The 25,700-nt window shown below is 29.9% G+C and carries 23 protein-coding genes; 21 read left to right on the forward strand and 2 right to left on the reverse strand.

Annotated elements, in window-relative coordinates:
* Positions 1–19: 19 nt before the first annotated feature.
* On the forward strand, positions 20–1,876 hold the full coding sequence (gene dnaK, locus Q5O44_RS04435; RefSeq protein ID WP_022167186.1) for a molecular chaperone DnaK: 1,857 nt from the start codon (positions 20–22) through the stop codon (positions 1,874–1,876).
* 121 nt (positions 1,877–1,997) lie between these two features.
* The gene (dnaJ, locus tag Q5O44_RS04440) at positions 1,998–3,134 is read left to right on the forward strand and encodes a molecular chaperone DnaJ (RefSeq protein WP_022167187.1); all 1,137 of its coding nucleotides are present in this window, start codon (positions 1,998–2,000) and stop codon (positions 3,132–3,134) included.
* A gap of 48 nt (positions 3,135–3,182) precedes the next feature.
* On the opposite strand, the gene Q5O44_RS04445 is transcribed toward dnaJ, so the two are convergent.
* Positions 3,183–3,845 (reverse strand): hypothetical protein, encoded by a 663-nt coding sequence (locus Q5O44_RS04445; RefSeq protein WP_022167188.1) that lies wholly within the window; start codon positions 3,843–3,845, stop codon positions 3,183–3,185.
* Positions 3,846–4,059: 214 nt separating this feature from the next.
* On the opposite strand from Q5O44_RS04445, the gene Q5O44_RS04450 reads away from it, so the two are divergent.
* From Q5O44_RS04450 to ppdK, 18 genes are all read left to right on the forward strand, one after another.
* Positions 4,060–5,610: a nitrite/sulfite reductase gene (locus Q5O44_RS04450; protein WP_022167189.1), complete on the forward strand. Its 1,551-nt coding sequence runs from the start codon at positions 4,060–4,062 to the stop codon at positions 5,608–5,610.
* A 173-nt stretch (positions 5,611–5,783) separates the two neighbouring features.
* Positions 5,784–6,443, forward strand: a complete 660-nt coding sequence (trmB, locus tag Q5O44_RS04455; RefSeq protein WP_022167190.1) for a tRNA (guanosine(46)-N7)-methyltransferase TrmB — start codon at positions 5,784–5,786, stop codon at positions 6,441–6,443.
* Positions 6,444–6,663: 220 nt separating this feature from the next.
* Complete coding sequence (locus tag Q5O44_RS04460) at positions 6,664–7,824, forward strand: O-antigen ligase (RefSeq protein ID WP_022167191.1); 1,161 nt, start codon at positions 6,664–6,666, stop codon at positions 7,822–7,824.
* Between the two features lie 243 nt (positions 7,825–8,067).
* Positions 8,068–9,009, forward strand: a complete 942-nt coding sequence (gene prmA / locus Q5O44_RS04465; RefSeq protein WP_022167192.1) for a 50S ribosomal protein L11 methyltransferase — start codon at positions 8,068–8,070, stop codon at positions 9,007–9,009.
* A gap of 19 nt (positions 9,010–9,028) precedes the next feature.
* Positions 9,029–9,793, forward strand: coding sequence for a 16S rRNA (uracil(1498)-N(3))-methyltransferase (locus tag Q5O44_RS04470; protein WP_022167193.1), 765 nt, complete (start codon positions 9,029–9,031; stop codon positions 9,791–9,793).
* Entirely contained in the window at positions 9,793–11,097 is a 1,305-nt protein-coding gene (gene mtaB / locus Q5O44_RS04475) for a tRNA (N(6)-L-threonylcarbamoyladenosine(37)-C(2))-methylthiotransferase MtaB (protein WP_022167194.1), read from the forward strand. The genes Q5O44_RS04470 and mtaB overlap by 1 nt, the downstream gene beginning before the upstream one ends.
* Positions 11,098–11,245: 148 nt before the next feature.
* Positions 11,246–11,590: a histidine triad nucleotide-binding protein gene (locus Q5O44_RS04480; RefSeq protein ID WP_022167195.1), complete on the forward strand. Its 345-nt coding sequence runs from the start codon at positions 11,246–11,248 to the stop codon at positions 11,588–11,590.
* A gap of 119 nt (positions 11,591–11,709) precedes the next feature.
* Positions 11,710–11,886, forward strand: a complete 177-nt coding sequence (gene rpsU / locus Q5O44_RS04485) for a 30S ribosomal protein S21 (RefSeq protein WP_003441547.1) — start codon at positions 11,710–11,712, stop codon at positions 11,884–11,886.
* 554 nt (positions 11,887–12,440) lie between these two features.
* Positions 12,441–12,719, forward strand: coding sequence for a sporulation protein YqfC (yqfC, locus tag Q5O44_RS04490; RefSeq protein WP_022167196.1), 279 nt, complete (start codon positions 12,441–12,443; stop codon positions 12,717–12,719).
* Positions 12,720–12,729: 10 nt separating this feature from the next.
* Complete coding sequence (gene yqfD, locus Q5O44_RS04495; protein ID WP_022167197.1) at positions 12,730–13,863, forward strand: sporulation protein YqfD; 1,134 nt, start codon at positions 12,730–12,732, stop codon at positions 13,861–13,863.
* Between the two features lie 29 nt (positions 13,864–13,892).
* On the forward strand, positions 13,893–15,929 hold the full coding sequence (locus Q5O44_RS04500) for an HD family phosphohydrolase (protein ID WP_022167198.1): 2,037 nt from the start codon (positions 13,893–13,895) through the stop codon (positions 15,927–15,929).
* 82 nt (positions 15,930–16,011) lie between these two features.
* Positions 16,012–16,512, forward strand: coding sequence for an rRNA maturation RNase YbeY (ybeY, locus tag Q5O44_RS04505; protein WP_022167199.1), 501 nt, complete (start codon positions 16,012–16,014; stop codon positions 16,510–16,512).
* A gap of 23 nt (positions 16,513–16,535) precedes the next feature.
* Entirely contained in the window at positions 16,536–17,237 is a 702-nt protein-coding gene (locus tag Q5O44_RS04510; protein WP_291661636.1) for a diacylglycerol kinase, read from the forward strand.
* A gap of 92 nt (positions 17,238–17,329) precedes the next feature.
* Complete coding sequence (gene era / locus Q5O44_RS04515) at positions 17,330–18,220, forward strand: GTPase Era (RefSeq protein WP_022167201.1); 891 nt, start codon at positions 17,330–17,332, stop codon at positions 18,218–18,220.
* Positions 18,221–18,236: 16 nt separating this feature from the next.
* Positions 18,237–18,977, forward strand: a complete 741-nt coding sequence (gene recO, locus Q5O44_RS04520) for a DNA repair protein RecO (protein WP_022167202.1) — start codon at positions 18,237–18,239, stop codon at positions 18,975–18,977.
* Positions 18,978–18,982: 5 nt separating this feature from the next.
* A complete protein-coding gene (locus Q5O44_RS04525; protein WP_022167203.1) occupies positions 18,983–19,594 on the forward strand; it encodes a DUF4342 domain-containing protein in 612 nt (203 codons plus the stop codon).
* A gap of 191 nt (positions 19,595–19,785) precedes the next feature.
* Positions 19,786–20,424 carry a helix-turn-helix transcriptional regulator gene (locus Q5O44_RS04530; protein WP_022167204.1) on the forward strand — a complete coding sequence of 213 codons (639 nt, stop codon included), beginning with the start codon at positions 19,786–19,788 and terminating at the stop codon, positions 20,422–20,424.
* A 229-nt stretch (positions 20,425–20,653) separates the two neighbouring features.
* Positions 20,654–23,284 carry a pyruvate, phosphate dikinase gene (ppdK, locus tag Q5O44_RS04535; protein WP_022167205.1) on the forward strand — a complete coding sequence of 877 codons (2,631 nt, stop codon included), beginning with the start codon at positions 20,654–20,656 and terminating at the stop codon, positions 23,282–23,284.
* A 45-nt stretch (positions 23,285–23,329) separates the two neighbouring features.
* On the opposite strand, the gene Q5O44_RS04540 is transcribed toward ppdK, so the two are convergent.
* Entirely contained in the window at positions 23,330–24,394 is a 1,065-nt protein-coding gene (locus Q5O44_RS04540; RefSeq protein WP_022167206.1) for a CotS family spore coat protein, read from the reverse strand.
* 149 nt (positions 24,395–24,543) lie between these two features.
* Here Q5O44_RS04540 and Q5O44_RS04545 point away from each other — a divergent pair, with 149 nt between their 5' ends.
* Positions 24,544–25,572 (forward strand): deoxyguanosinetriphosphate triphosphohydrolase, encoded by a 1,029-nt coding sequence (locus Q5O44_RS04545; RefSeq protein ID WP_022167207.1) that lies wholly within the window; start codon positions 24,544–24,546, stop codon positions 25,570–25,572.
* Positions 25,573–25,700: the final 128 nt, after the last annotated feature.

Raw genomic sequence — 25,700 nt, forward strand, 5'->3', positions numbered from 1 at the left:
ATTTAGGAGGAAAATAATTATGGGAAAAATTATAGGTATTGACTTAGGTACAACAAATTCATGTGTAGCAGTTATGGAAGGTGGAGAACCAGTTGTAATTACTAACTCAGAAGGAGCTAGAACTACTCCATCAGTAGTTTCATTCCAAGCTAACGGAGAAAGATTAGTAGGTCAAGTTGCTAAAAGACAAGCAATTACTAATCCAGATCATACAATAATATCAATAAAGAGAGAAATGGGTACAGATCATAAAACTCATATAGATGATAAAGTATATTCACCACAAGAAATATCAGCTATGATTCTTCAAAAAATTAAAGCTGATGCAGAAGCTTATTTAGGTGAGCCAGTAACTCAAGCAGTTATTACAGTTCCAGCTTACTTCAATGATGCTGAAAGACAAGCAACTAAAGATGCTGGTAGAATAGCAGGATTAGAAGTATTAAGAATAATAAACGAACCAACAGCAGCTTCACTTGCTTATGGATTAGATAAAACAGAACACAGTGAAAAGATATTTGTATATGACTTAGGTGGTGGTACATTCGACGTATCTATCCTAGAACTTGGTGATGGTGTATTTGAAGTATTATCAACAAATGGAGATACTAAGCTTGGTGGAGATGACTTTGATAAGAAAATCATGGATTATATAGCTGAAACTTTTAAAGCTGAAAATGGTATTGATTTAAGAAATGATAAAATGGCTCTTCAAAGATTAAAAGAAGCAGCTGAAAAAGCTAAGATTGAATTATCATCTTCAATGCAAACAAACATTAACTTACCATTCATCACTGCTGATGCAACAGGTCCAAAGCATATTGATTTAAACTTAACTAGAGCTAAATTTAATGAATTAACTCATGACTTAGTTCAAAGATCAATTGAACCAATGAAGAAAGCTTTAGCTGATGCAGGACTTTCAATAAGCCAAATAGATAAAGTTATCTTAGTTGGTGGATCAACAAGAATACCAGCAGTTCAAGAAGCAGTTAAGAACTTTACAGGAAAAGAACCATCTAAGGGAGTTAACCCAGATGAATGTGTTGCTGTAGGTGCTGCAATACAAGCAGGTGTATTAACAGGAGAAGTTAAAGACGTATTATTATTAGACGTTACACCATTAACATTAGGTATTGAAACAATGGGTGGTATAGCTACACCATTAATTGAAAGAAATACAACTATCCCAGCTAAGAAGAGCCAAGTGTTCTCAACAGCAGCAGATGGTCAAACATCAGTTGAAATTCACGTAGTTCAAGGTGAAAGACAAATGGCAGCTGATAACAAGACTTTAGGAAGATTTACTTTATCAGGAATTGCTCCAGCTCCAAGAGGAATCCCACAAATCGAAGTAACATTTGATATAGATGCAAATGGTATAGTTAAAGTTTCAGCTTTAGATAAAGGAACAGGAAAAGAAGCAAACATCACAATTACAGCTTCAACTAACCTTTCAGATGAAGAAGTAGAAAAGGCAGTAAAAGAAGCAGAAAGATTTGCTGAAGAAGATAAGAAGAGAAAAGAAAACATAGAAGTTAAGAATAATGCTGATCAAATAGTATATCAAACTGAAAAAACTTTAGAAGAATTAGGAGATAAAGTATCTGCTGATGATAAAGCAAAAGTTACAGCTAAATTAGATGCATTAAAAGCTATCAAAGATGGTGAAGACTTAGAAGCAATTAAGAAGGCTATGGATGAATTAAATCAAGAATTCTATGCTATATCTTCTAAGATGTATGCACAAGCTGGAGGACAACAAGGTGCTGAAGGATTTGATCCAAACAACATGGGGGGAGCAAATGCAGGTGCTGGTGCAGCTCACGATGATAATGTAGTAGATGCTGATTTTGAAGTTAAAGATGATAAATAATTAAATTAATTTGAGGGAAGACAAAAGTCGTCTTCCCTTTTTAAAAGTACAGTATTCAATTATTATTATAATGATGTTATTATATAAAGGTAAATTTGTAATAAGGTGGTGACATTTGTAGATGGCAAGTAAAGACTATTATGAAGTGCTTGGCCTTCAAAAAGGTGCAAGTGAAGATGAAATAAAAAGAGCCTTTAGAAAGCTAGCTATTAAATACCATCCTGATAAAAATCAAGGAAATGCAGAAGCAGAAGCTAAATTTAAAGAGATAAATGAAGCTTATCAAGTACTTTCTGATCCTGAAAAGAAAGCAAGATATGATCAATTTGGATCAGCTGACTTTGATGGAAGTGGATTTGGCGCAGGTGGATTTGGTGGTTTTGACTTCAATGATATGGGTGGCTTTGGAGATATTTTTGAAAGTTTCTTTGGCGGTGGAGGAAGTTCATCAAGAAGAAGAAATGGACCAGTTAAAGGTGCTGATTTAGAGTACACTATAAATTTAACATTCGAAGAAGCTGTATTTGGTGTTGAAAAAGAAATTACAATTAATAGAAGTGAAAACTGTGAAGAATGCCATGGATCAGGAGCTAAACCTGGAACATCTCCAAAAACATGTCCAACATGTAATGGTTCAGGACAGGTAAGAGTTCAAAGACAAACTCCATTAGGAAACTTTGTAACTACATCTACATGTGATAGATGTGGAGGTAGAGGGACTGTTGTTGAAGAACCTTGTCATTCATGTGCAGGAAAAGGTAAAGTAAGAAAGAGCAGAAAGATAACTGTTAAGATACCAGCTGGTGTTGATACTGGAAATGTATTACCACTTAGAGGACAAGGTGAGCATGGTGCTAACGGAGGGCCTCCAGGAGATATATATATAAGAATCAATGTTGCTAGATCTAGCAAGTTTGATAGACGTGGAAATGATATCTATATAGATACTCATATATCTATGTCTAGAGCTGCACTGGGATGTGAAATAACAGTACCTACAGTAGATGGTGATGTTAAATATACTGTTCCAGCAGGAACACAATCAGGTACACTTTTCAGATTAAAAGGAAAGGGAGTTCCAAGAGTAAATGGTTCAGGCAGAGGAGATCAATACGTAAAAGTTGTAGTTGATATTCCTAAGAACTTAAATGAAAAGCAAGTAGAAGCATTAAAAGCATTTATGGAAGCTTGTGGAGAAGAACCAGATAATGTTGAAATTCCACACAAAAAAGGATTTAAAAACATCTTTAAAAAATAGATATATTTTAATTAAAAACAGCCTGTTGTATTTAAAGCGACAGGCTGTTTATTTCGTTAATACATTTAAAACATCCATGGCATGTTCTTTTCTTTCGGAGTTAACAATGATTGTAAGGATATTATCCTTGGAAGGAAAGTCAATCTTTTTAAGTAAATTTAAAGAATCTATTTTAATACCATATATACCTTCAGTATCATTTGAGTCAGAAGCTTTAACAAGCAGTTCTTCTGGAATATTTAAGTTTTCAAAACCATCTATAGTGGAGATATCTTCAAACATATCTTGTGATACTTGCGCATTGAAGTATTCTTCATTAACAATGGCAAGATCAATTTCTTTAGCAGCTATTTTTATAGCGATTTCTTCAGTAGGGGTTAATCTATATCCAGTATTTGAGTCACTCCAGATAGGATTAATAAGTATTGTTGACTTTTCAGGATTTTCAATAAGTAGATCATTAAGTGTAGCCCTAAGGGAGTATAACTGATTTTCATCTATATAAGAATTATAATAAGTTATGGTACAGTAAGTAGATTTTTTAGTCATCATTGTATGAATGAAAGAAGCTAGTCCTACTATAGAAAGTAATGTAATAATTATATGAATTTTATAATATTCCCATATATAGCTATATTTTTCTTTGGGAGATAAAGCTTTGAATTTTTCTTTAATTGATATTTCAGAATCAAGTTGTGTTTCTTTTTCCATATTATACTCCTAATTTATGTATATGTTTACTTAAGTTAAGTTTATAGAAAAAAATTACAAAAATCAATGGGATTTATAAAATTTTTACTTCTTTAATATAATAAAAAATAAAAAAATATTGTAGAAATATGAAAACAATATATAATATATTTTGAATATTTATTTAAATAAGAAGGCATAGTAAAGATAGAAAAGATTAGTATGAGGTGAAGCAATGGAAGAAATAAAAAAAGAGATATTATGTGAAATAGAGCCTTTTAAAGAAAATGGGTATGAATTTCTAAATAAGAATATGTCAAAAATGGATTTTAGATCAATATCATGCGGATTTGGAGTATATGCTCAAAGAAATCAAAAAGATTTTGTTATTAGACTTAGGACCTCTTCTGGAGTTATAGCCTTAGATCAATTAAAGAAAATATATGAATGGGCTAATAAATATGAAGTAGAATATTTGCATTTTACAACACGCCAATCTATTCAATATCATGGATTGACTATAGATGATACATGTAGCTTAATGGAAGAGGCATTAAATTATAATATTTTTACAAGAGGTGCTGGAGGAAATTATCCAAGAAATGTAGCACTATCTCCTTTATCTGGAGTAGATAAAAATGAAGCATTTGATGTAACTCAATATGCTATAGCTTGTGATAATTATTTTATGAAGAGAATAACTTCATATAAATTACCAAGAAAAATAAAAGTAGCATTTTCTAACTCAGAAGAGGATACAGCATGTTGTACAGTTCAAGATTTAGGATTTATGGCTGTAAATAATGAAGGGAAAAAATGCTTTAGAGTATATGTAGGGGGAGGCCTAGGAAGAAATCCTAAAAAAGCGTTAGTTTATCCAGAATTAATAGATGCAAATGAAGTTTTATACTACGTTCAAGGAATGGTAGATTTCTTTATTTCAGAAGGTAATTATGAAAATAAGAGTAAAGCAAGAATTAGATATATAGTTGAAAAATTAGGTGAAGAAGGTTTTATAGAATGTTATAAGAAACATGTGGAAGCAGCTAAAGCTAAAGGTGGATTAAGTTTAGAGTTTGAAGAAATTAAAAATACAAAAAAAGGTATAAAAGTTGATATTATTGATAATAGATTAATTGAGCAAAAGCAAGAAGGGTTATATAGTGTATATTTACATCCAGTTGGAGGGCAAATAGCATTAGAAAATTTAAAAGAGATAATAATGATACTGGAAACATGTGAATCACCAGAGATAAGATTATCTAAAACAGAAGGAATATATTTTAGAAACCTTAATGGAGTTGAAGCTAAAGATCTTTTAGAAATTACTAAAGATATGGGTGGAGAAAGTGATTTCGAACAAAGTATTTCATGTATAGGTGTACCAACTTGCCAAATAGGAATTTGTGATAGTCAAGACACTTTAAGAGAAATGATTACTTATGTAAAAGAAAATAAAGGAGATACTAAGTATCTTCCAAAAGTATATATATCAGGATGTGGAAATTCTTGTGGTGCTCAAGAAATTGGAGCAATAGGTTTTGCTGGAAAGAAAAAAAGAGTAGATAATGAATTATTAGAATGTTTTGAGTTATTTGTTGATGGAAGTCATAAAGCAAATGAAGTTAGATTAGCTGAAAAATATGGAGAAATTTTAAAACGAGATATACCTAAATTTATGCTAGAACTATCTAATATTTTAAAAGAAAGTAATAAGAGTTTCAGAGAATATATAAGCGTTAAAAATGATGATTTTAAAGAACTAGTAGAAAAATATAATAGTTAGAATATATAGTATAAAGAAAGTTAGATTAATATTTCTATGTTTATAGAAGTATTTTATAAAGTCTAACTTTCTTTTGTTGTTGAAATAAGTCTATAAATCTGTATAATTAATTTATAGCAAGGAATAGTTAGAAGGAATTTATTGATTATAGATGGAAGTTGGAGTGAAAAAATATGAGAATGCGTAAAAAGCCTTGGGCTAGACCAGAATTAGAGGCATGTAAGTTCTTTATACAAAATCCAAGTGAGTATAAAGGAAGATGGAAAGAGTTTTTCGGCAATGATAAGCCTATATACATGGAATTAGGATGTGGAAAAGGAACATTCATGGCTGTTCATAGTTCAGAAAATCCTGATAAGAACTATATTACTATAGATATAAAAGATGAAGTTTTAGTGTTAGCTAAGAGAAATATTGAAGCAGCTTATGAGAAAAAGGGGCAAGAAATAGATAATGTTGCATTAATGTCACAAGAAATTGCTATAATTGATAACATGTTAGGTGACGGTGATGAAATAAGTAGAATATACATTAACTTCTGTAATCCATGGCCAAAAGATAGACATAAAAAAAGAAGACTTACTCATCCTAGACAAATTGAAAAATATAAAAAATTTTTAAAGGATGGTTCAGAAATCTGGTTTAAGACAGATGATGATGAGCTGTTTGATGAATCTTTAGAATACTTTAAAGAATGTAATTTGGAAACAAAATTTATCACAAGGGATTTACATAACAGTGGATTTGAAGGAAATGTAGTTACAGAACATGAAAGAATGTTCACAGAACAAGGTATAAAGACTAAGTTTATAATTCTACAATATAATAAATAAAGCATAAAAAGGTTTAATTATAAAGAAAATTGTAATTAAACCTTTATTATTTTTAACCAAAGATAAAAAACTATATATAAAATAATTATAGATTTACACTTAAAGGTTAATAATATTAGTAAGTAAAAAGTAAATACCAAAAACAATAAGGAATTAAAGAATATTATTTTGAAGAATTAATTAGCTTATTTTCAAAAAAAATATCTTAATGGTGATTATTATGAATTTATTTGTTTTAATGGTAATATTATCACCTTTTACGGCAGTTATACCTGGAATATATGGGATATACCTCATATATAAGAAAAAAGCAAAGGTGCTTAAAAATTATCTAACTATAGGTTTGATTTTGCTTTTTTTATGCTTTTTATTTAGTGGTGTGATAAATAAAAGCATTATATCTATAGCTGGATCTTTTTTAATATTGACCTATATAGGGGTATCAATATTAAGTCAAAAATATTTTATATCAAAAAAAAGGATAGATGATGCTTTAAGGTTGTTATTAAACTTATCAGCCTTAACATCAGTAATTGGTATTGTAGAAAAGATAGTATTTATTATTATGGGAAAACCCACCCATAGAATATTTAGTACATATGGAAATCCTAATATGACAGGTGCATGGTTTGGCAGCATGATATTAATAGCCCTTTTTTTAAAATATAATTGCAATGATAAAGCTGAAAATAAAAAATTAAATTTTTTATTGGTACTTATGATTTCTTCATTATTACTTACAGAATCAACAGGAGCCTTCATTGCTTTATTATCATCTATAGGAGCTTATTTTTTAGTGGAGAAAAATAAAGAAACTAAGAAGTGTATTATAATGATTGTTACCATTATATTTATAATATTAGCATTTGTATTTTTACAAAAAAGCATTAATTCAATAACCGTAATAGAGGAAGTGAGAACTTCTTTTGGTTCTCGATATGATATTTGGTTTGGCTCAATTGAAATGTTTTTACTTAAACCGTTGTTAGGATGGGGAGCATTAGGAACCTTAGAACATGGAATTGAATTTATGTATAATAATGGAAATGTAATTCATTCCCATAATGTTTGGTTGACTTTTTTAGTTTCTGGAGGAATCCTAGCTTTTAGTATATATTTATTTATTAAGCTTAAGATTTTTAGTGATTTGCTGAGGATATATAAAAAATACGATCATTATGTATGTTTATTAACAGCTTTAAATGTTATGGTGATAATTCAAGGACTTGTAGATTGTAGCTTGTATGCTCCACAATTAGGAGTGTTATTTATTGCAGCTAATTCCATACTATATAATATATCCAACGGAAGAGTCAAGGAAAGTAATAATGGAAAAGAAAAAGAAGTTGAAAACTATAAGAAAAATATGATAGCAAACTAATTAGTAAATGATGAATTTAGTTAAATGAAAATTAAAAATAAATAAGCTGATTTTAGAAACTCTTTCAGTTTCATCCTGAATTTTTAATTCGTAATTCATAATTATTAATTACTATAATCAAAAAGAACATTCTGGATTTGTGAAGAATGTTCTTTTTGATTATAATTAGGGTGGACTTTATTTGTCATAACGTGTAAAATTAAGTATTAGTCATAATGTTAAAAATAAGAAAGGATGATATAGATGAATGGAACTTGGGTAGAAGTCAGAGTTATAACAATAAGTGAGGCTTTAGAACCGATATCAGGAATATTTTATGGATTAGATTGTAAGGGAGTTGCAATAGAAGATCCTAATGATATATTAGGAAGAGAGCAAGGACCTTTAACATGGGATTTTGCTGATATTAATGTTTTAGAACATAGAGGAGAAGCAGCTGTAGTAAAAGGTTATTTCTCAGAAGATGATAATGTTGAAGAGATAGTTACATATATAGAGCAAAAGGTTAATGAAATAAAAGAATTAGGAATAAACGTTGGTGAAGGAAAGGTTGAAAGCGAAGTTAAACATGAAAAAGACTGGGCTGACACTTGGAAACAATACTATAAGCCAGTTTTAGTTGGAGAAAGAATAGTAGTTAAACCAATATGGGAAGAATATGAGCCAAAGAATGATGAGCTAGTTGTTGAATTAGATCCAGGTATGGCTTTTGGTACAGGAACTCATGAAACAACAAGAATGTGCATACAGGCATTAGAAAGATATGTAAGTGAAGATGCTACAGTATTTGATGTAGGATGTGGTTCAGGAATACTAGCAATTGCAGCAGCTAAATTAGGTGCAAAACTATCAGTTGGAGTAGATTTAGATCCAGTAGCCGTTGAATCATCAAAGGAAAATGTAAAATATAATAACTTAAACAATATAGAAATATTAGAAGGAAACTTAGTAGAAGTAATAGATGGTAAAGCTGATGTTGTTGTTGCTAATATACTAGCAGAAATAATATGCATATTAACAGATGATGTTAAGAGAGTATTAAAAGATAATGGTATATTCATAACATCAGGAATAATTCACGATAGAGTTGATATGGTATGTGAAAAACTAGAAGCTACAGGATTTGAAGTTATAGAAAAGAACAGAGATGGAGAATGGAACTGTATAGTAGCTAAATTAAAATAGTTTATAGGAGCTAAGGAAAATGCATAAATTTTTTACACCTAAAGAATTAATAAATGAAAATACAGCCAAAATAATAGGTGAAGATGTTAAGCATATTATTAAGGTTTTAAGAATTGAAGCAGGAGAAAAGGTTGTTTTAAATGATTGCCAAGGGACAGAATACCTTGCAGTAATAAGCTCTACTAGTAAGCAGGAAGTTGAATTTGAAATACTTGAAAAGTTAGATATAAACAATGAAAGCCCTGTTAAAATACATTTATATCAAGGACTTCCAAAGGCTCAAAAGATGGATTTGATAGTGCAAAAAGGAACAGAGCTAGGAATTAGCGACTTCATACCAGTAATGACTTCAAGAGTTGATGTAAAGTTAAAAGGTGAATTTAAAAAGTTAGATAGGCTTAATAGAATAGCTTTAGAAGCAGCAAAACAAAGTAAAAGAAGTATAGTGCCTAAAGTATTAGAACCTATAAGCTTTGATGAAGCATTAGAAGGTATGAAGCAGTTAGATTTAATAATTGTTCCGTATGAAAATGCAGAAGGCTTTGGTATAAAATCATTGATAAATAAATTAAGAGAAGAAAATACTGCATTAAATAAAATTAGTGAAGTAGGAATATTTATTGGCCCTGAAGGTGGAATCGAGGAAGATGAGATATTAAAATTGAAAGAAATAGGAGCTCATATAGTTACTTTAGGAAATAGAATTTTAAGGACAGAAACTGCTGGTTTTACAGCAGCTTCATTAATCCAATATGAGCTTGGAGATTTAGGAGGAGTTATTTAATGAAAGTTGCATTTGCTACTTTAGGGTGCAGAGTTAATTTTTATGAGTCAGAAGCAATGGCTGAAAAATTTATTAGAGAAGGTTACGAAGTTGTAGACTTTGATACTTTTGCAGATGTATATGTAATAAACACTTGTACTGTTACTAATATGGGAGATAAAAAATCAAGACAAATTATAAGCAGAGCTAGAAGAAGTAATCCTGAGGCTATAATAGCCGCTGTAGGATGTTACTCACAAATGTCTCCTAAAGAAGTATCAGCAATAGAAGGTGTTGATGTAGTGCTTGGAACACGTAATAAAGGTGATGTAGTTTATTATGTAAATAAGGCTAAAGAAGAAGGTCAACCTCAAGTTCACGTAGAAGGTGTGCTTAAAAATAAGAAATTTGAAGATTTAAAGATAGAAGAATATCAAGATAAAACAAGAGCTTTCTTAAAAATACAAGATGGATGTAATAGATTCTGTACTTTCTGTACAATACCTTATGCAAGAGGTTCTGTATGTTCAAAGGACCCTAATAAGGTTATAGCAGAAGTAAAAGAATTAGCAGCTAATGGATTTAAAGAAGTAATTTTATCAGGTATACATACAGCATCATATGGACTTGATTTAGAAGGTACAGTAAATCTTCTTACTATAATTGAAGATATTGAAGCAATTGACGGTATAGAAAGAATAAGAATAGGTTCATTAGAGCCAGGATTCTTTAGTGAAGAAAATATTGAAAAAATCAAAAGCTTTAAGAAATTATGTCCTCACTTCCATTTATCGCTTCAAAGTGGATGTAATACAGTGTTAAAGAGAATGAATAGAAGATATTCTGCTGAAGAATATAAAATGGCTGTAGAAAACATAAGAAAAGCTCTGCCAGATGTATCTATTACAACAGATGTAATTGTTGGGTTCCCTGGAGAAACTGAAGAAGAATTTAATGAAACATATAAATTCTTACAAGACATCAAGCTTACAAAGACACATGTATTTAAATATAGTCCAAGAAAAGGTACAAAGGCAGCAGATATGCCTAATCAAATTGATGGAAAGACTAAAGATGAAAGAAGTAAGCTTTTAATTGAACTTAGCAACAAAAATGAACATGATTTTATTGAAAAATTTGTAGGAAGAGAAATGGACATTTTAGTTGAAAAAGAATTAAAAGATAGACCAAATATATTTGAAGGATATACAAGAAATTACATCAAAGTTGAAATTGATTGTATGGCAGCAGATATAACTGGTAAAATAGTAGATATAAAGATTGAAAAAGCAGAAGGAGAATATGCTATTGGAGATCTAATGTAAATTATGAATGATGAATGATGAATTAAGGATGAAATTCTTATAGAATTTTTAAAAAATAAAATTCATTTAAACTCCTTTAAGGAGTTTATTCCTTAATTCATAATTCATAACTCATCATTCATAATTAACTAGAAGGGTGGTGAATTTTATGAACGATTGTATTTTTTGTAAGATTATAAAAGGTGAAATACCTTCAAAAAAAATATATGAAGATGAAAAGGTATTAGCTTTTTATGATATCAGTCCAGAGGCACCAGTTCATTTCTTAGTTATACCAAAAGAGCATATAGTAAGTGCTAATGATATAACGGAAGAAAATGCAGAAGTTGTTTCACATATCTTTGTTGTTATTAATAAAATAGCAAGAGAGTTAAAAATTAATGAAACGGGCTATAGAATAGTAAATAACTGTGGAGAACAGGGTGGTCAAACTGTAGGACATATGCATTTCCATGTGCTTGGGGCAAGAGATATGAAGTGGCCACCAGGCTAATGGAAAAACAAAATTTATTGACATTTCAAACTAAACTATAGTATAATATAGCATGTGTTATTAAGCCCGTAGCTTTAGTTTATCGGACTAAATTGAGCTAGCGGAGGGAGGGATAATAGATGTCAGAAATCAAAGTTGGAGAAAACGAAACACTTGAAAGCGCATTAAGAAGATTCAAGAGAAAATGTGCAAGAGCTGGAGTTCTTTCAGAAGTTAGAAAGAGAGAACACTATGAAAAACCAAGCGTTAAGAGAAAGAAGAAATCAGAAGCTGCAAGAAAGAGAAAATTCAAGTAGTATTTGATTAATATGTTTTTTACGGTTGACTATCAAAAAGGAAGTTGCAGCAATAAAGCTTAAATAAAATAATTGTTATTTTATTGTTAGCTATAATCTAAAACTATTTTTTGGTCTATACATTATGATTAAGACAATAAGATTATTTATTAGCAAGAGAGAAGTAAGCAATGATTAAATCTTTGCCACACTTCACAAAGGAGATGCTAAAATATATATAGATATATTTTTTAAAGTACCTTCCACAGCATTTTTAAAGAAGATAAATTTTACGGTCGTAAAAAGCTTAGCTACTTAAATGGGCAAGATAACATTAAAGAATAGATAAGCTTATGTCATAAGTAGATTAAAGACTATAGTTCATATAGATTATGTTGTAAATTAAATAGTTAGATAATAATGTTAAATATTTAGAGGACTCAATTATATTGAGTCCTTTTTTAGTATTTAAAAAATATAAAAATTTTTGCCACATACTTTTTTATATAAATTGTGATTTTATTAGTTACATAAACATAAAGTACATTGAAGGAATATTATTTAGGAGAGGTTTCATGGAAGATAAGCTAAAAAGGGGAAAAAAGGTTTTACTAGATAAATTAGAAATGCCTAAGGAAATTGTTTTAGATGTACCGAGGATTACTGTAATTGGGCGTAATGAAATCACTATTGAAAATCATAAGGGAATACTAGTTTTTGAAAAGAATGAAATAAAAATAAAAACAAGTCTTGATCCATTAATAATAAAAGGAAATTCATTTGAAATATTATATATAGCCACTTCTACTTTAATTATAAGTGGGTACTTCGATTATATAGGGTATGGGGAGTGATATTTAAGATATGGAAGGGATAAAAAAAGGAAAAATAAAAGTTGAAATACTAGTAAAAGATATAGAAAAGATTTTAAATATATTATGGCTTCAAAATATTCCTGCAAGTAAGGTTAAGAAGGTAAATATAACAACCTTAAGACTGGAAATAGATTATATGGATTATGAAAGGGTTTGTGAAATAGTACGTTCTGTAGGGGGAAAGGTAAGAGTATTAGAAGGAAAAGGGCCTATCTTTTTATTAGGGAATATGAAAAAGAGATATTCAATAGTAATAGCTGTGGTAGTGTTTTTTGCCATTATATTTTTTTTATCAACGTATATATGGTCCATAGATATAACTGTAGGAAAGAATGTTACTCCTTTTGAGATAAGGGAACAGCTTAAGGAAATAGGAATATCTCCAGGGGTGAGGAAAGCTTCCTTAGATGAAAAGGAGATAGAAAAGAAATTGGAAAGTTTAAATTCTGAAATTTTGTGGCTAAGGGTAAGAGTTGAAGGCTCAACATTAAAGGTGGTAATTACTGAAAAGGTAAATCCGCCAGTGAAAGATGAAGGAAAGTACGGCAATCTTGTGGCTGATATGGATGGACAAATAAAAAGAGTTTATACTTATTCAGGAAGAGCTGCTGTAAAAAATAGTGATGTGGTAAAGAAAGGTGAAGTGGTCATTGAAGGTGTGGATGGCAATGAAGGTGGAGAGTATGTAGTAAGGCCAAGTGGTATGGTTATTGCCAATACATTTTATGAAAAGGAAATGAATATTAAAATATCTGGAGTTGAATATAAGAGAAGTGGCAACAAAGATTCTGATATTTATATAGAGTTCTTTGGCAAGAAAATATATATTAAAAAATCTACAAAAGATTTTAAAAAGTATGATAAAATAGAAAAGAGTGGCAAAATATTTAATGAAGTGATATATTATGAAAGAGTAGAATCCACCATTGAAATGACTGAAAGTGAAGGGGTTAACTTAGTTTTAGATACTTTAGAAAAATCATTATCTAAAGATTTAAAAAGAGATGGTAAAATTATAGATAAAATAGTGACAAAAGAAAGAGTTGATGATGAATACTTAAATGTAAAAGTCGTTTTTGTTGTAGAACAAAATATAGTAAGTGATGAGGTTGTAGAGTATTGAGTCTACTAAAGGATGAGAAGGTGATTTAAATGATGAAAAAACAAAATAATAATAAGAGAAATTGGAAGAAGTTTTATATCTTTTCTGCACTTATCTTTATTACTTATTTTATTTTATTAACTGCTGTAACTCCCAAAAAGTACAATTTAGTTAAGGGAGATATAGCTAGTGAAGATATTAAGGCCACCAGAGATATTGTAGATGAAGAGGCCACTGAAGCTAAAGAAAATGAAGCACGGGAATTAGTGCCTAAACAGTTTTCTTTAAAAACTGATGTGAAAATAGAAGCTTCTCAAAATATAACAAATTTTTTTAATAAGTTAATTAATTTAAAAAGTAGTCAAGAGGATGAAGTATTAAAAATAACAGCGTTAAAGAAGATTGGAAGCTTTACTCTTAGTGATACAGAATATAAAGCATTGCTAGCTTTGACAGTTGAAAAAGATACAGAAATTCAAAGAATATTGCTAAATATATTGGATACTGTTTATGCAGATATTATATCTGAAGACAATGATACTGATTTAGAATCAGCTAAAGAAGTAGCAGAGGAAAAAATATTAGATACTGAAATAGATGAAAATATTAAAGTTATTATGATTAAGATGATTAATAGCCAGATAAAGCCTAATTATGTAGAAGATACTGAAAAAAGGGAGGAATTAATTAAGGAAGCCCTTAAATCAGTAGAAAAGGTTATGATTAAAAAAAATCAGACAGTAGTTAAAGAAGGAGAGCCAATTACAGAAAGGCAGATAGAAATACTTACTGAATTAGGTATAGTTGGCGATTATATGGGAAGAGGTTCATTGGTGACTTATATAATTTTAGGTGTTTTAGTTATGACTGTTTTTGCATTGGAGTATTTCATAATAAAGAAAGAAATAGCACAAAATTATAAAATGGCCATTTTAATTTTATTGCTTAATATAATAACACTTATATTATCCTTTGGATTAAAGAGCTTATCTATATTTATAATTCCTATTGCTTGTGTACCAATGATTATGGCAGTACTAATAAATCATAGAATCTCTCTTTTAATAAATATAATAAATTTAATTTTAGTAAGTATCATAGTTGAATTCGATCCACAATTTATTCTTATGGCGTTATTAAGTATAATGGTTGCAGTAAGCACATTAAAAAGAGCTACCCAAAGAAATGACATCTTATATTCAACAGTATATGTGGGAATAGTAGTATCTATAGTTGTGTTTGCTACAGGAATGCTTTTATCAAGTGATATAACTGTAATATTAAAAAATACAGGATGTGCAGCTTTAAGTTCTGTTATTTCTGGAGTTCTTGCCATAGGGATGCTACCATTTTTAGAATCAAGTTTCAATATAACTACTAATATGAGTTTGCTAGAGCTAGCTAATCCAAATAGTCCACTATTAAAAAGACTTCTTATGGAGGCACCAGGAACATATCATCATAGTATTATGGTAGCTAATCTAGCTGAAGTAGCAGCAGAGGAGATAAATGCTAACTCGGTAATTGTAAGGGTTGGAGCGTATTATCATGATGTTGGAAAGATAGTAAGACCTCTTTTCTTTGGTGAAAACCAAATGGGGCAAGATAATCCACATAATAGGATAAATCCAAATTTAAGTGCATCACTTATTATTTCTCATGTAAAAGATGGTGGTGAGCTAGCTGATGAATATAAGTTGCCTAAGGTCATTAAAGATGTAATATTAGAGCATCATGGAACTACTCTGGTGAAATACTTCTATTTTACAGCAAAGAAAAATTCAGATAATCCAGATGATGTTAAAGAAGAGGATTTTAGATATGAAGGTCCAATTCCAAGTTCAAGAGAAGCAGGTATAGTAATGCTGGCAGATAGTGTTGAAGCAGCTGTACGTTCAATTAAAGAGCCTACTATTGAAAAAATAGAAGATATGGTTAATAATATCATTAATGATAAGTTGAATTCTCATCAATTAGATGACTGTGAACTAACTTTAAAAGATATTGCTACTATAAAGAAATGTTTTTTAAAAGTTTTAAATGGACTTTATCATAAAAGGGTAGAGTATCCTAAGGAAGAAAAGTAGATGAGAAGGTGAAAGCCTTCTTATTTATTTATGATTTAAAAAATTAATCATGTAAGAAGTTATACATAGAAGGAGTTTAAAAATGATTTATACTGATAATAGACAAGAAAAATTAAATGTTGATGAAGAATTTATTAATTCTTTAGAAGCAGTATGTGATTTTGTATTAAAAAAAGAAGGAGTAAATTGTAAGTATCAAATTTCATTACTATTTGTAGACAATGAAGAAATCAGAGAAATAAATAGAGAAACAAGAAATATTGATAGAGCAACAGATGTATTATCATTCCCTATGCTGGATTATCCAAATAAGAAGTTTTTTAAAGATTTTTATATAGATTACAACTTTGATGAAACATTTTTAGATGGAGATGAATTAGTTTTAGGTGATATAGTTTTGTCATTGGAAAGAGCATTAGAGCAAAGTGAGGAATATAATCACTCGTATAAAAGAGAAGTATCATATTTAGTAGTACACTCAATATTACATCTTTTAGGATATGACCATATGGAGGAAGATGATAAAGCAATTATGAGAAAAAGAGAAGAAGAGTTACTAGGAGAATTAAAAATTTCAAGATAGGTGTTTAGGGAGTTGAAGGATTAATGGGAATGAAGAAAATGCTTGAGAGTTTTAATCATGCAATAAATGGTATTGTTGATGCTGCTAGGACCCAAAGAAATATGAAAATTCATTTGGTGGCAGCTGTATTGGCACTAGGTGCATGTTTTTTCTTAGATATATCTAAGGTTGAGTTTTTAGCTTTAGCAATCACAATAACTATGGTTATTACAGCTGAAATGATTAATACTGCCATTGAAGCAGTGGTTGATTTAAATACAAATTTTTATCATCCCTTGTCAAAAGTGGCTAAAAATACAGCAGCAGGGGCGGTTCTAATTACTGCAATCAATGCAGTTTTGGTAGGTTATATAGTTTTTTGGGATAAGTTAACACAATTTTCTTATGAAATTGTCCATAAAGTTAAAAAATCTGAGCCATATATGATCTTTATAGCCCTTGTTATTGTAATAATAACAACGGTGATAGTTAAAGCAATTTTTGGTGAAGGAACGCCACTTAAAGGAGGAATGCCAAGTGGGCATAGTGCATTAGCATTTTCATTATCCACAGCAATATCCCTTATAACAGAAAAACCTATATGTATAATTCTAGCTTATCTTATGGCTTTTATCACAGCTCAAAGTAGGGTAGATTCAGAAGTACATTCTGTTTTTGAAGTAATAGTGGGCGGACTTTTAGGTGTTTTACTGACATTGTTAGTATTTACAATATTTAAGCTGTAATAAATTGAGGAAATAGTATATAATAAAGTTCAATAAAAGATGTATTAGTGTAAAAAGTCTAAAGAGAAGACTTAAGCAAACAGGAGGAAATGATGTTTAAATCAGGATTTGTAACAATTGTAGGAAGACCAAATGTTGGAAAGTCAACATTAACAAATAAAATAATGGGTGAAAAATTATCTATAGTATCTAACAAACCACAAACTACTAGAAATAATATACAAACAATACTTACGGGAGAAGATTATCAAATAGTATTTGTTGATACTCCAGGTATACATAAACCTAAACATAAATTAGGTGAATATATGGTAAATTCAGCAAAGGATTCTATCAAGGAAGTAGACTTAGTTTTATTACTAATTAATCCATGTGATGAAATTGGTAAAGGTGATAAGTTTATTATTGAAGCATTAAAAGCACAAAAAGCTCCAGTATTCTTAGTTGTAAACAAGGTTGATGAGAATACTCATGAAAGAGTAGCAAAAACTCTTCATATGTATTCAAAAGAATATGATTTTAAAGAAATTATACCAATATCAGCTTTAAGAGGAAAAAATGTTGATACTTTAGTTAATCTTATGATTCAAAATCTTCCAGAAGGTCCACAATTCTATCCAGAAGATATGATAACTGATGTACAGGAAAGATTTATAGTTTCAGAAATAGTAAGAGAAAAAGCGTTAAGAAACTTAAGAGATGAAGTACCACATGGTATAGCTGTAGATATAATACAAATGAAGCAAAATGAAAAAGGAACTTATCATATTGAAGTAGACTTAATATGTGAAAAGACATCACATAAAGGAATAATAATAGGTAAAAATGGAGCAGTATTAAAGAAAATTGGTGAAACTGCAAGATATGAAATAGAAAGACTTTTAAATGCCAAGGTTAACTTAAAAATATGGGTTAAGGTTAGAAAAGAGTGGAGAGATAATAACTTACTACTTAAGGAATTAGGATATAAAAAATTAAAATAATAGGGGATGGAGAGTTTTGGCACTGGTAAAAACTAAAGGAGTAATAATAAAAGTACAAGATTACAAAGAAAATGATAAACTGCTATGGATGTATACAGAGGAGTTAGGTAAAGTAACTTGTATAGCTAAAGGGGCAAAGAGAAGCAAAAGCCAGCTTTTATCAGTTACATTACCTCTATGCTTTGGTGAATATTTGTTATTTAAGGGCAAGAATTTATATAATCTTCAAGAAGGAAAAATAATAAATTCTTTCCAAGGGTTATTAAATAATCTAGAAAAGTTAACATATTCATCTTATTTATGCGAGCTAATTGATATATGTGTAGAAAATGATGAAGTAAATTCTGCGCTATTTAAAGAGTTTATGATTTGTCTTTATTTATTAAGTACAGATGCACTAGATTATGAACTACTGGTAAGAGCATTTGAGCTAAGGCTATTGGAAGCTACAGGGTATAACTTAGAACTAGATAGATGCTGTATTTGCAAGAAGAAGATATCAGTAGCTGATTATATATCATTATCACATTATGGCGGAGTTTGTGATGAATGTAATAAAGAATATGGATTTTTTATCAGCAAACCTGCATATAATGCTTTGAGATTTTTAAAAAATACATCAATGGATAAAGTATATAGGCTGAACGTAAATGATGAAATTAAAAAGCAGATGGAAAGAGTAATTACTAACATAATAGCTAATAACTATTCTAAAAGACCAAAAAGCTTGGAAATGTTAAGTTATATAAAGGAGTGATAGAGATGGAAATAACACTTGAAAAAGTTGATCAGGTAAGGGAAAGAACAGGAGTATCTTATGCTAAGGCAAAAGAAGCATTAGAGCATACTAATGGTAGTGTTTTAGATGCAATTATTCTTTTAGAATCTGAAATGAAAAATGAAAATTCATTTAACGATGGAATGAAAGTAAACAATGGAGCAGAAACTGTTGAAGAATTTAAGATATGGCTTAAAGACCTTATCAACAAAGGAAATGTGTCTAGAATAAAAATATCAAAAGATGAAAAGGTATTAGTTGATGTTCCAGTAAATGCAGGAATCGCAGCAGGAATAATCGGTATCATAATTCCACCAATTTTAGCTTTTGTAGTAGTAGCTGCGGTGGTAACACAAGTTACTATTGAAATTACTAAGAGTGATGGAACTGTAGAAGTTGTAAACAAATATATCACTAAGACTGTTAATGATGTAAAAGAAAAAGCAGCAGGATTTACAGAAAAGGTAAAAGAAAAATTTGAAGATATGAATGTAAATACAAGTAGCAGCAGTACTCACAATAATGATATAGACCTAGATGAAAATACTTTTACTTACACTGTTAAATTTGAAGATGTAGATGATAAAAAAGAATAGATAAGAAAATTAAAGAAAAATAAAGATATTTCATTTGAAATAATGATAAACTAGATGTATTCAGATAATTTGATTGAATTTTCAGAAAAATCAGCATAGTAAAAAAAAGATAAAATGTTATAATTATACTGTAAATATGAAAATATAAAAGTTATCTGAATATTTCTATTTGTTTAGAAAGAGGGATTAATTTGAAATTTTCACAAAGACAAGAGGAAATAATAAAGTTAGTCAAAGAGGGACAGCCTATAACTAGTGAAAATTTAGCCGAAAAACTAGGTGTTACTAGGGCAGCTTTAAGAGCAGATTTGGCTATACTTACAATGACAGGGACTTTAGATGCAAGACCTAAAGTAGGATATGTTTATTTAGGACGAAAAACAAATGGAGATGTTTTAGAAAATCTACTAAAAATAAGAGCAGATGACGTAATGTCAAAGCCTGTAACCGTTAACGAAAATACTATGGTTTATGATGCAATAGTATATTTATTTTTAAACGATGTAGGGACTTTATTTGTAGAAAATAATGATGTTTTAGTTGGAGCAGTGTCTAGAAAGGATTTCTTAAAAATTGCCATTGGAGGCACTGATATTCATAAGGTACCTGTAGGTGTAATTATGACAAGAATGCCCAACATAATATGTGGTAGCAGGGATGATAGTGCAATAATTCTAGCTAAGAAAATAATAGAACATGAAATAGATAGTATACCAATTGTTGAAAAGGTAAAAATTGATGACGGTTCTAGGGAAGTAATTAAGATAGTTGGTAAGATGTCAAAGACAAATATTACAAAACTATTTGCAGGATTAGGGGAAGAGAACTAAGGTTAATTAAAATTAACTGCAAAAGAAAAGGGTTTATATCATACGTAAGATAAGAGCTGCTTAATAGTGGCTTTTAACTAATTTAAATACTTATAAATAGATTATTTATAAGTATTTATTATTACTCTCAAATAAAGGCTTATGAAAGCTTTTATGCTTAAGTGCACTACGGAGCTAAGCTTCGATAGTATATACATTCATAGATTGAAATGATCGGAGGAGTATTGAGATGAATAATAAAAAGTATGTTTACCTTTTCAAAGAGGGGAATGAGACAATGAGGAACCTCCTTGGAGGTAAAGGAGCAAATTTGGCAGAAATGACCATATTAGGAATTCCTGTTCCACAAGGATTCATTGTTACAACTGAGGCTTGCAATAAATATTACAATGACGGAAAAGTAATTTCAGAAGAAGTTCTTGAACAAATTCAAAATAATATTGCAAAATTAGAAGAAATAACAGGCAAAAAATTTGGAAGCTTAGAAAATCCACTACTAGTATCTGTAAGATCAGGTGCAAGAGTTTCTATGCCAGGAATGATGGATACTATTTTAAATCTTGGCTTGAATGATGAAGCGGTGGAAGTAGTAGCAAAGCAAACAAATAACCCAAGGTTTGCTTATGACTCATATAGGCGTTTTGTGCAAATGTTTTCAGATGTTGTAATGGGTGTTGAAAAAAGACTATTTGAAAATATTATTGATGAAATGAAAGAGGCTAGGGGTGTTCATTATGACACTGAATTAACAGCAGATGATTTGAAAGAATTGGTAGTTAAATTTAAGGATTTATATAAAAAGGAAATGAAAAAGGATTTTCCACAAGATCCTAAGGAACAGTTAGTTGAAGCTATAACTGCTGTATTTAGATCATGGGATAATCCAAGAGCAATAGTTTATAGAAGACTTAATGATATTCCAGGGGAATGGGGAACAGCAGTTAATGTTCAAGAAATGGTATTTGGTAATAAGGGAGATACTTCTGGAACAGGTGTTGCTTTTTCAAGAAACCCATCTACAGGTGAAAAAGGAATATATGGTGAATATTTAATGAATGCACAAGGTGAAGATGTTGTTGCAGGTATTAGAACACCACTTCCAATCACTAAATTAAATGAGCAAAATCCAGCTTTGTATAAACAATTTATTAATATAGTTAATAAGCTTGAAAATCATTATAAAGATATGCAAGATATGGAATTTACCATTGAAGAAGGAAAGTTATTCTTCTTACAAACTAGAAATGGTAAGAGAACAGCTCAAGCAGCCTTGAAAATAGCTGTTGATTTAGTTTCAGAAGGTATGTTAAGTAAAGAAGAAGCTATTTTAAAGGTTGAACCAAAACAATTAGATTCACTTCTACATCCAACATTTGAAGCTACATCACTTAAAAACACTAAGGCAATAGCCAAAGGATTACCAGCTTCACCAGGTGCTGCTTGTGGAAAAGTAGCTTTCACAGCAGAAGAAGCTAAAGAAAGAGCTGAAAAAGGTGAAAAGGTTGTTTTAGTAAGGCTTGAAACTTCACCAGAAGATATCGAAGGTATGATAGCAGCTCAAGGTATTTTAACAGTTCGTGGAGGAATGACTTCACATGCTGCTGTTGTTGCAAGAGGTATGGGGACTTGTTGTGTAGCTGGATGTGGAGAATTAAAAGTAGATGAAGAAAAGAGAACCTTAGAAGTTGGTGGAAAGGTATACACTGATAAAGATTATATTTCTATTGATGGTTCAACTGGTAATATTTATGGGGAAGCAATTAAGACTGTTACTCCAGAAATATCAGGATATTTTGCAACATTTATGTCATGGGCTGATGAAATAAGAAAACTTCAAGTTAGAACTAATGCTGATACTCCAAGAGATACAAAACAAGCCGTTGAATTTGGGGCAGAAGGTATTGGATTATGTAGAACTGAGCATATGTTCTTTGATGAAGATAGAATTATGCCAATGAGAGAAATGATTGTTGCTAAAACTGAGGAAGAAAGAAGAAAAGCACTTTCAAAACTTCTTCCAATGCAAAAAGGAGATTTCAAGGCAATGTATGAGGCTTTGGAAGGAAGACCAGCAACTATAAGATTCTTGGATCCACCACTACATGAATTTGTTCCTCATAGCGATGAAGAAATAAGAGAGCTTGCAGGACAGATGTCATTAGATTTTGAAGAATTAAAGGCTACTGTAGAAGGATTACACGAATTCAATCCAATGCTTGGTCATAGAGGATGCAGATTGGCTGTAACTTATCCAGAAATAGCAGAAATGCAAACTAGAGCGATAATAGAAGCTGCTATAGAAGTTAAGAATGAAAAAGGTTATGATATCGTACCTGAAATAATGATTCCATTAGTTGGTGAAGTTAAAGAGTTGAAGTTTGTTAAAGATATTGTTGACAGCACTGCAAAGGCTGTAATGAATGAAAAAGGCATTACCATAGAATATCATGTAGGTACAATGATTGAAATACCTAGAGCTGCATTAACAGCTGATGAAATTGCTAAAGAAGCAGAGTTCTTCTCATTTGGTACTAATGATTTGACTCAAATGACTTTTGGTTTCTCAAGAGATGATGCAGGTAAGTTCTTAAATGATTATTATGAAAGAAAGATTTACGAACAAGATCCATTTGCTAAATTAGATCAAGTTGGTGTAGGTCAACTTGTTAAGATGGCAGCAGAAAAAGGAAGAGCTACAAGACCAAATATTAAATTAGGTATTTGCGGTGAACACGGAGGAGATCCATCTTCAATTGAATTCTGCCATAATGTTGGTTTAAATTATGTATCATGTTCACCATTTAGAGTGCCTCTAGCAAGACTTGCTGCTGCACAAGCTCAAGTTAAAAATCCTAGATAATTAATAAAGAGACTATATCATTTCTGATATAGTCTCTTATTGATTTTATAAAATAGTTATGGAATATTTATCTTCTATAATTCTAATAAGTCTATAGATAAAATCTAACTGATTTTCACTTCTTTCCAATCCTTTCTCAAGTAATGTGCAAAAAGAAATGGGATTACATTTTTTTATATTATTGTAGTAATCTCTTGATATCTTCCAAAACTTTTGTGGAAAAGCAAGATACGCTAAAATATATTTAAAATCAGATTCATTTAAGGTGTTATTTTCTAAATATGAGTCAATAACTTCTAAAGTAAGATAAGTGCTCCAGTTAGATGATGGACGTTTTAATAATCTTCTTAAGAAATATGCAATATCATGTGAACAGTAGTCATAAGAACATTTATCAAAATCTATTATCCATATACAATCTTTATTAATTAGTATATTTTTATTTACATAGTCACCATGACAAAGTGAGGTGGATAAATCATTTTTATCCATAGATGAAGTAAGAGAAAGGGAAAGTTTGGCAAGTTCTAGATTGTAGTCTAAGCTTTTTAAGAATATTTTGGAAAATTTATCTTGATAATTATTAGCCAAATTAGCACATTTCAAAATTGAATTTAAATGTTTAGTCAGTGTAAGATGGTAATCATCTAAAGATTGCCTTTTGGCACTTCCTAAAATAGGAGTGAAGTTCTTACTTGTTTTATGTAATTTACCAAGAGTTTTAGATGATAAATAAAGATGATTAATATTATCAAAATCACACTTGTCTCCTTCCACCCAATAAGTTAAAATAAATAACATGTTATTATATATAACAAACCTATTACCATTATTTGCAGGAAGAAGTTTGGGAACTTTTATACCGTTTCTATAAAGCCATTCCATAGCAGAATATACAAAGAGAAGATTGGCTTCATCATAATAAACCTTTTTTATACAATAGGAATTATTATTATAATTTATCTTAAACACTGCTCGCTGTTTAGTGGTATCTTTGATTTTAACAATATTTATATCAGCATTATATATAGAATACTTTGGTAAAATATTATTTTTGATAGTATCAATTGTAAAAAGTTCATCTATTGAAGAATTTTCTGAATTTATCATATTAAAACTCCTCCATCAATATTCATTATAATAATATTAGAATTATATTGGAAATATACATATACATTCATAAGGATGTATATATTATTTATATAATAATAGAGGAATTTTGAGATACTTATAGAATAAATAACTTTGAGGTGAGTTATATGATAATACGTGAAAAAATAGAAAAGTTTGAGCATTTGACATTAATAAAAAAAGCATCTTTCAGTAAGTATAGCTCTGGAAGGAAGATAAAAGAAGAACTAGATAATGTTAGAACTTGTTTTATGGTTGATCGTGATAGAATAATTCACTCAAAGTCTTTTAGAAGGCTAAAGCATAAAACTCAAGTATACATAAAGACCTTTGGAGATCATTATAGAACAAGGCTTACACATACATTAGAAGTTTCACAAGTTGCAAGGACTATAGGAGTAGGTATCGGTCTTAATGAAAACTTGATAGAAGCAATTGCTTTAGGACATGATTTAGGTCATGTAGCATTTGCTCATAATGGAGAAGAAGTGTTGGATTCTTTTTTAGATGAAGGATTTAGACACAATGAGCAAAGTGTAAGAGTAGTAGAGAAATTAGAGAATGATGGAAAAGGACTTAATTTGACAGAAGAAGTTATTGATGGCATACTTCATCACAGTGGGCTTGGAGAAAGTACAACAGAATCAAAAACCTTAGAAGGACGTATAGTTAGATATAGTGATAAGATAGCCTATTTAAATCATGATATTGATGACTCTATTAGAGCAGGATTTTTAACTGAGGAAGCTTTGCCAAAAGAAATAATACGGGTACTGGGAAAAAGTCGTTCAGAGAGAATAGATACCTTAGTAAATGATATTATCAGGGAGACAATTAACAATATTAATGATGGTAAATATGGAGTAGCTCAAAGCAAAGAAGTTAAAGAAGCTATGATTGAATTAAGAAAATTTATGTTTAAAAATATATATTTAGGTACACATTTAAAAGAAGAGAGAATTAAAGCTAAATTTGTATTAGAGCAGTTAGTTAATTATTATTTTAAGAACTCCAATGAATTGCCTGACGTATATAAAAAAATAGAAGAGAGTGAAGGTACTAAAAGAGCTGTAGCAGATTATATTGCAGGAATGAGTGATGATTATTGCTTAGCTACTTTTAACAAAATTTATGTACCTAAGTTTGTAATTTTTTAGAAAAAGCAGTTTAAAATAGAGTTTTAGGGCAGAATATATGTTATAAAATATAAAATTCTATAAGAATTTATAATAAAAAATCATAATAATAAATTTTAAATAAATTAAGAAGGAATTTATTAAAATAT

The sequence above is a fragment of the Clostridium sp. CAG:221 genome (assembly GCA_000435835.1).
Classification (GTDB): domain Bacteria; phylum Bacillota; class Clostridia; order Clostridiales; family Clostridiaceae; genus Clostridium.

Excerpts from the sequence above, each read along its gene's own strand:
- dnaK (WP_022167186.1), top strand. The coding sequence starts at position 20 with ATGGGAAAAATTATAGGTATTGACTTAGGTACAACAAATTCATGTGTA.
- dnaJ (WP_022167187.1), top strand. The coding sequence starts at position 1,998 with ATGGCAAGTAAAGACTATTATGAAGTGCTTGGCCTTCAAAAAGGTGCA.
- Q5O44_RS04445 (WP_022167188.1), bottom strand. The coding sequence starts at position 3,845 with ATGGAAAAAGAAACACAACTTGATTCTGAAATATCAATTAAAGAAAAA.
- Q5O44_RS04450 (WP_022167189.1), top strand. The coding sequence starts at position 4,060 with ATGGAAGAAATAAAAAAAGAGATATTATGTGAAATAGAGCCTTTTAAA.
- trmB (WP_022167190.1), top strand. The coding sequence starts at position 5,784 with ATGAGAATGCGTAAAAAGCCTTGGGCTAGACCAGAATTAGAGGCATGT.
- Q5O44_RS04460 (WP_022167191.1), top strand. The coding sequence starts at position 6,664 with ATGAATTTATTTGTTTTAATGGTAATATTATCACCTTTTACGGCAGTT.
- prmA (WP_022167192.1), top strand. The coding sequence starts at position 8,068 with ATGAATGGAACTTGGGTAGAAGTCAGAGTTATAACAATAAGTGAGGCT.
- Q5O44_RS04470 (WP_022167193.1), top strand. The coding sequence starts at position 9,029 with ATGCATAAATTTTTTACACCTAAAGAATTAATAAATGAAAATACAGCC.
- mtaB (WP_022167194.1), top strand. The coding sequence starts at position 9,793 with ATGAAAGTTGCATTTGCTACTTTAGGGTGCAGAGTTAATTTTTATGAG.
- Q5O44_RS04480 (WP_022167195.1), top strand. The coding sequence starts at position 11,246 with ATGAACGATTGTATTTTTTGTAAGATTATAAAAGGTGAAATACCTTCA.
- rpsU (WP_003441547.1), top strand. The coding sequence starts at position 11,710 with ATGTCAGAAATCAAAGTTGGAGAAAACGAAACACTTGAAAGCGCATTA.
- yqfC (WP_022167196.1), top strand. The coding sequence starts at position 12,441 with ATGGAAGATAAGCTAAAAAGGGGAAAAAAGGTTTTACTAGATAAATTA.
- yqfD (WP_022167197.1), top strand. The coding sequence starts at position 12,730 with ATGGAAGGGATAAAAAAAGGAAAAATAAAAGTTGAAATACTAGTAAAA.
- Q5O44_RS04500 (WP_022167198.1), top strand. The coding sequence starts at position 13,893 with ATGATGAAAAAACAAAATAATAATAAGAGAAATTGGAAGAAGTTTTAT.
- ybeY (WP_022167199.1), top strand. The coding sequence starts at position 16,012 with ATGATTTATACTGATAATAGACAAGAAAAATTAAATGTTGATGAAGAA.
- Q5O44_RS04510 (WP_291661636.1), top strand. The coding sequence starts at position 16,536 with ATGGGAATGAAGAAAATGCTTGAGAGTTTTAATCATGCAATAAATGGT.
- era (WP_022167201.1), top strand. The coding sequence starts at position 17,330 with ATGTTTAAATCAGGATTTGTAACAATTGTAGGAAGACCAAATGTTGGA.
- Q5O44_RS04525 (WP_022167203.1), top strand. The coding sequence starts at position 18,983 with ATGGAAATAACACTTGAAAAAGTTGATCAGGTAAGGGAAAGAACAGGA.
- ppdK (WP_022167205.1), top strand. The coding sequence starts at position 20,654 with ATGAATAATAAAAAGTATGTTTACCTTTTCAAAGAGGGGAATGAGACA.
- Q5O44_RS04540 (WP_022167206.1), bottom strand. The coding sequence starts at position 24,394 with ATGATAAATTCAGAAAATTCTTCAATAGATGAACTTTTTACAATTGAT.
- Q5O44_RS04545 (WP_022167207.1), top strand. The coding sequence starts at position 24,544 with ATGATAATACGTGAAAAAATAGAAAAGTTTGAGCATTTGACATTAATA.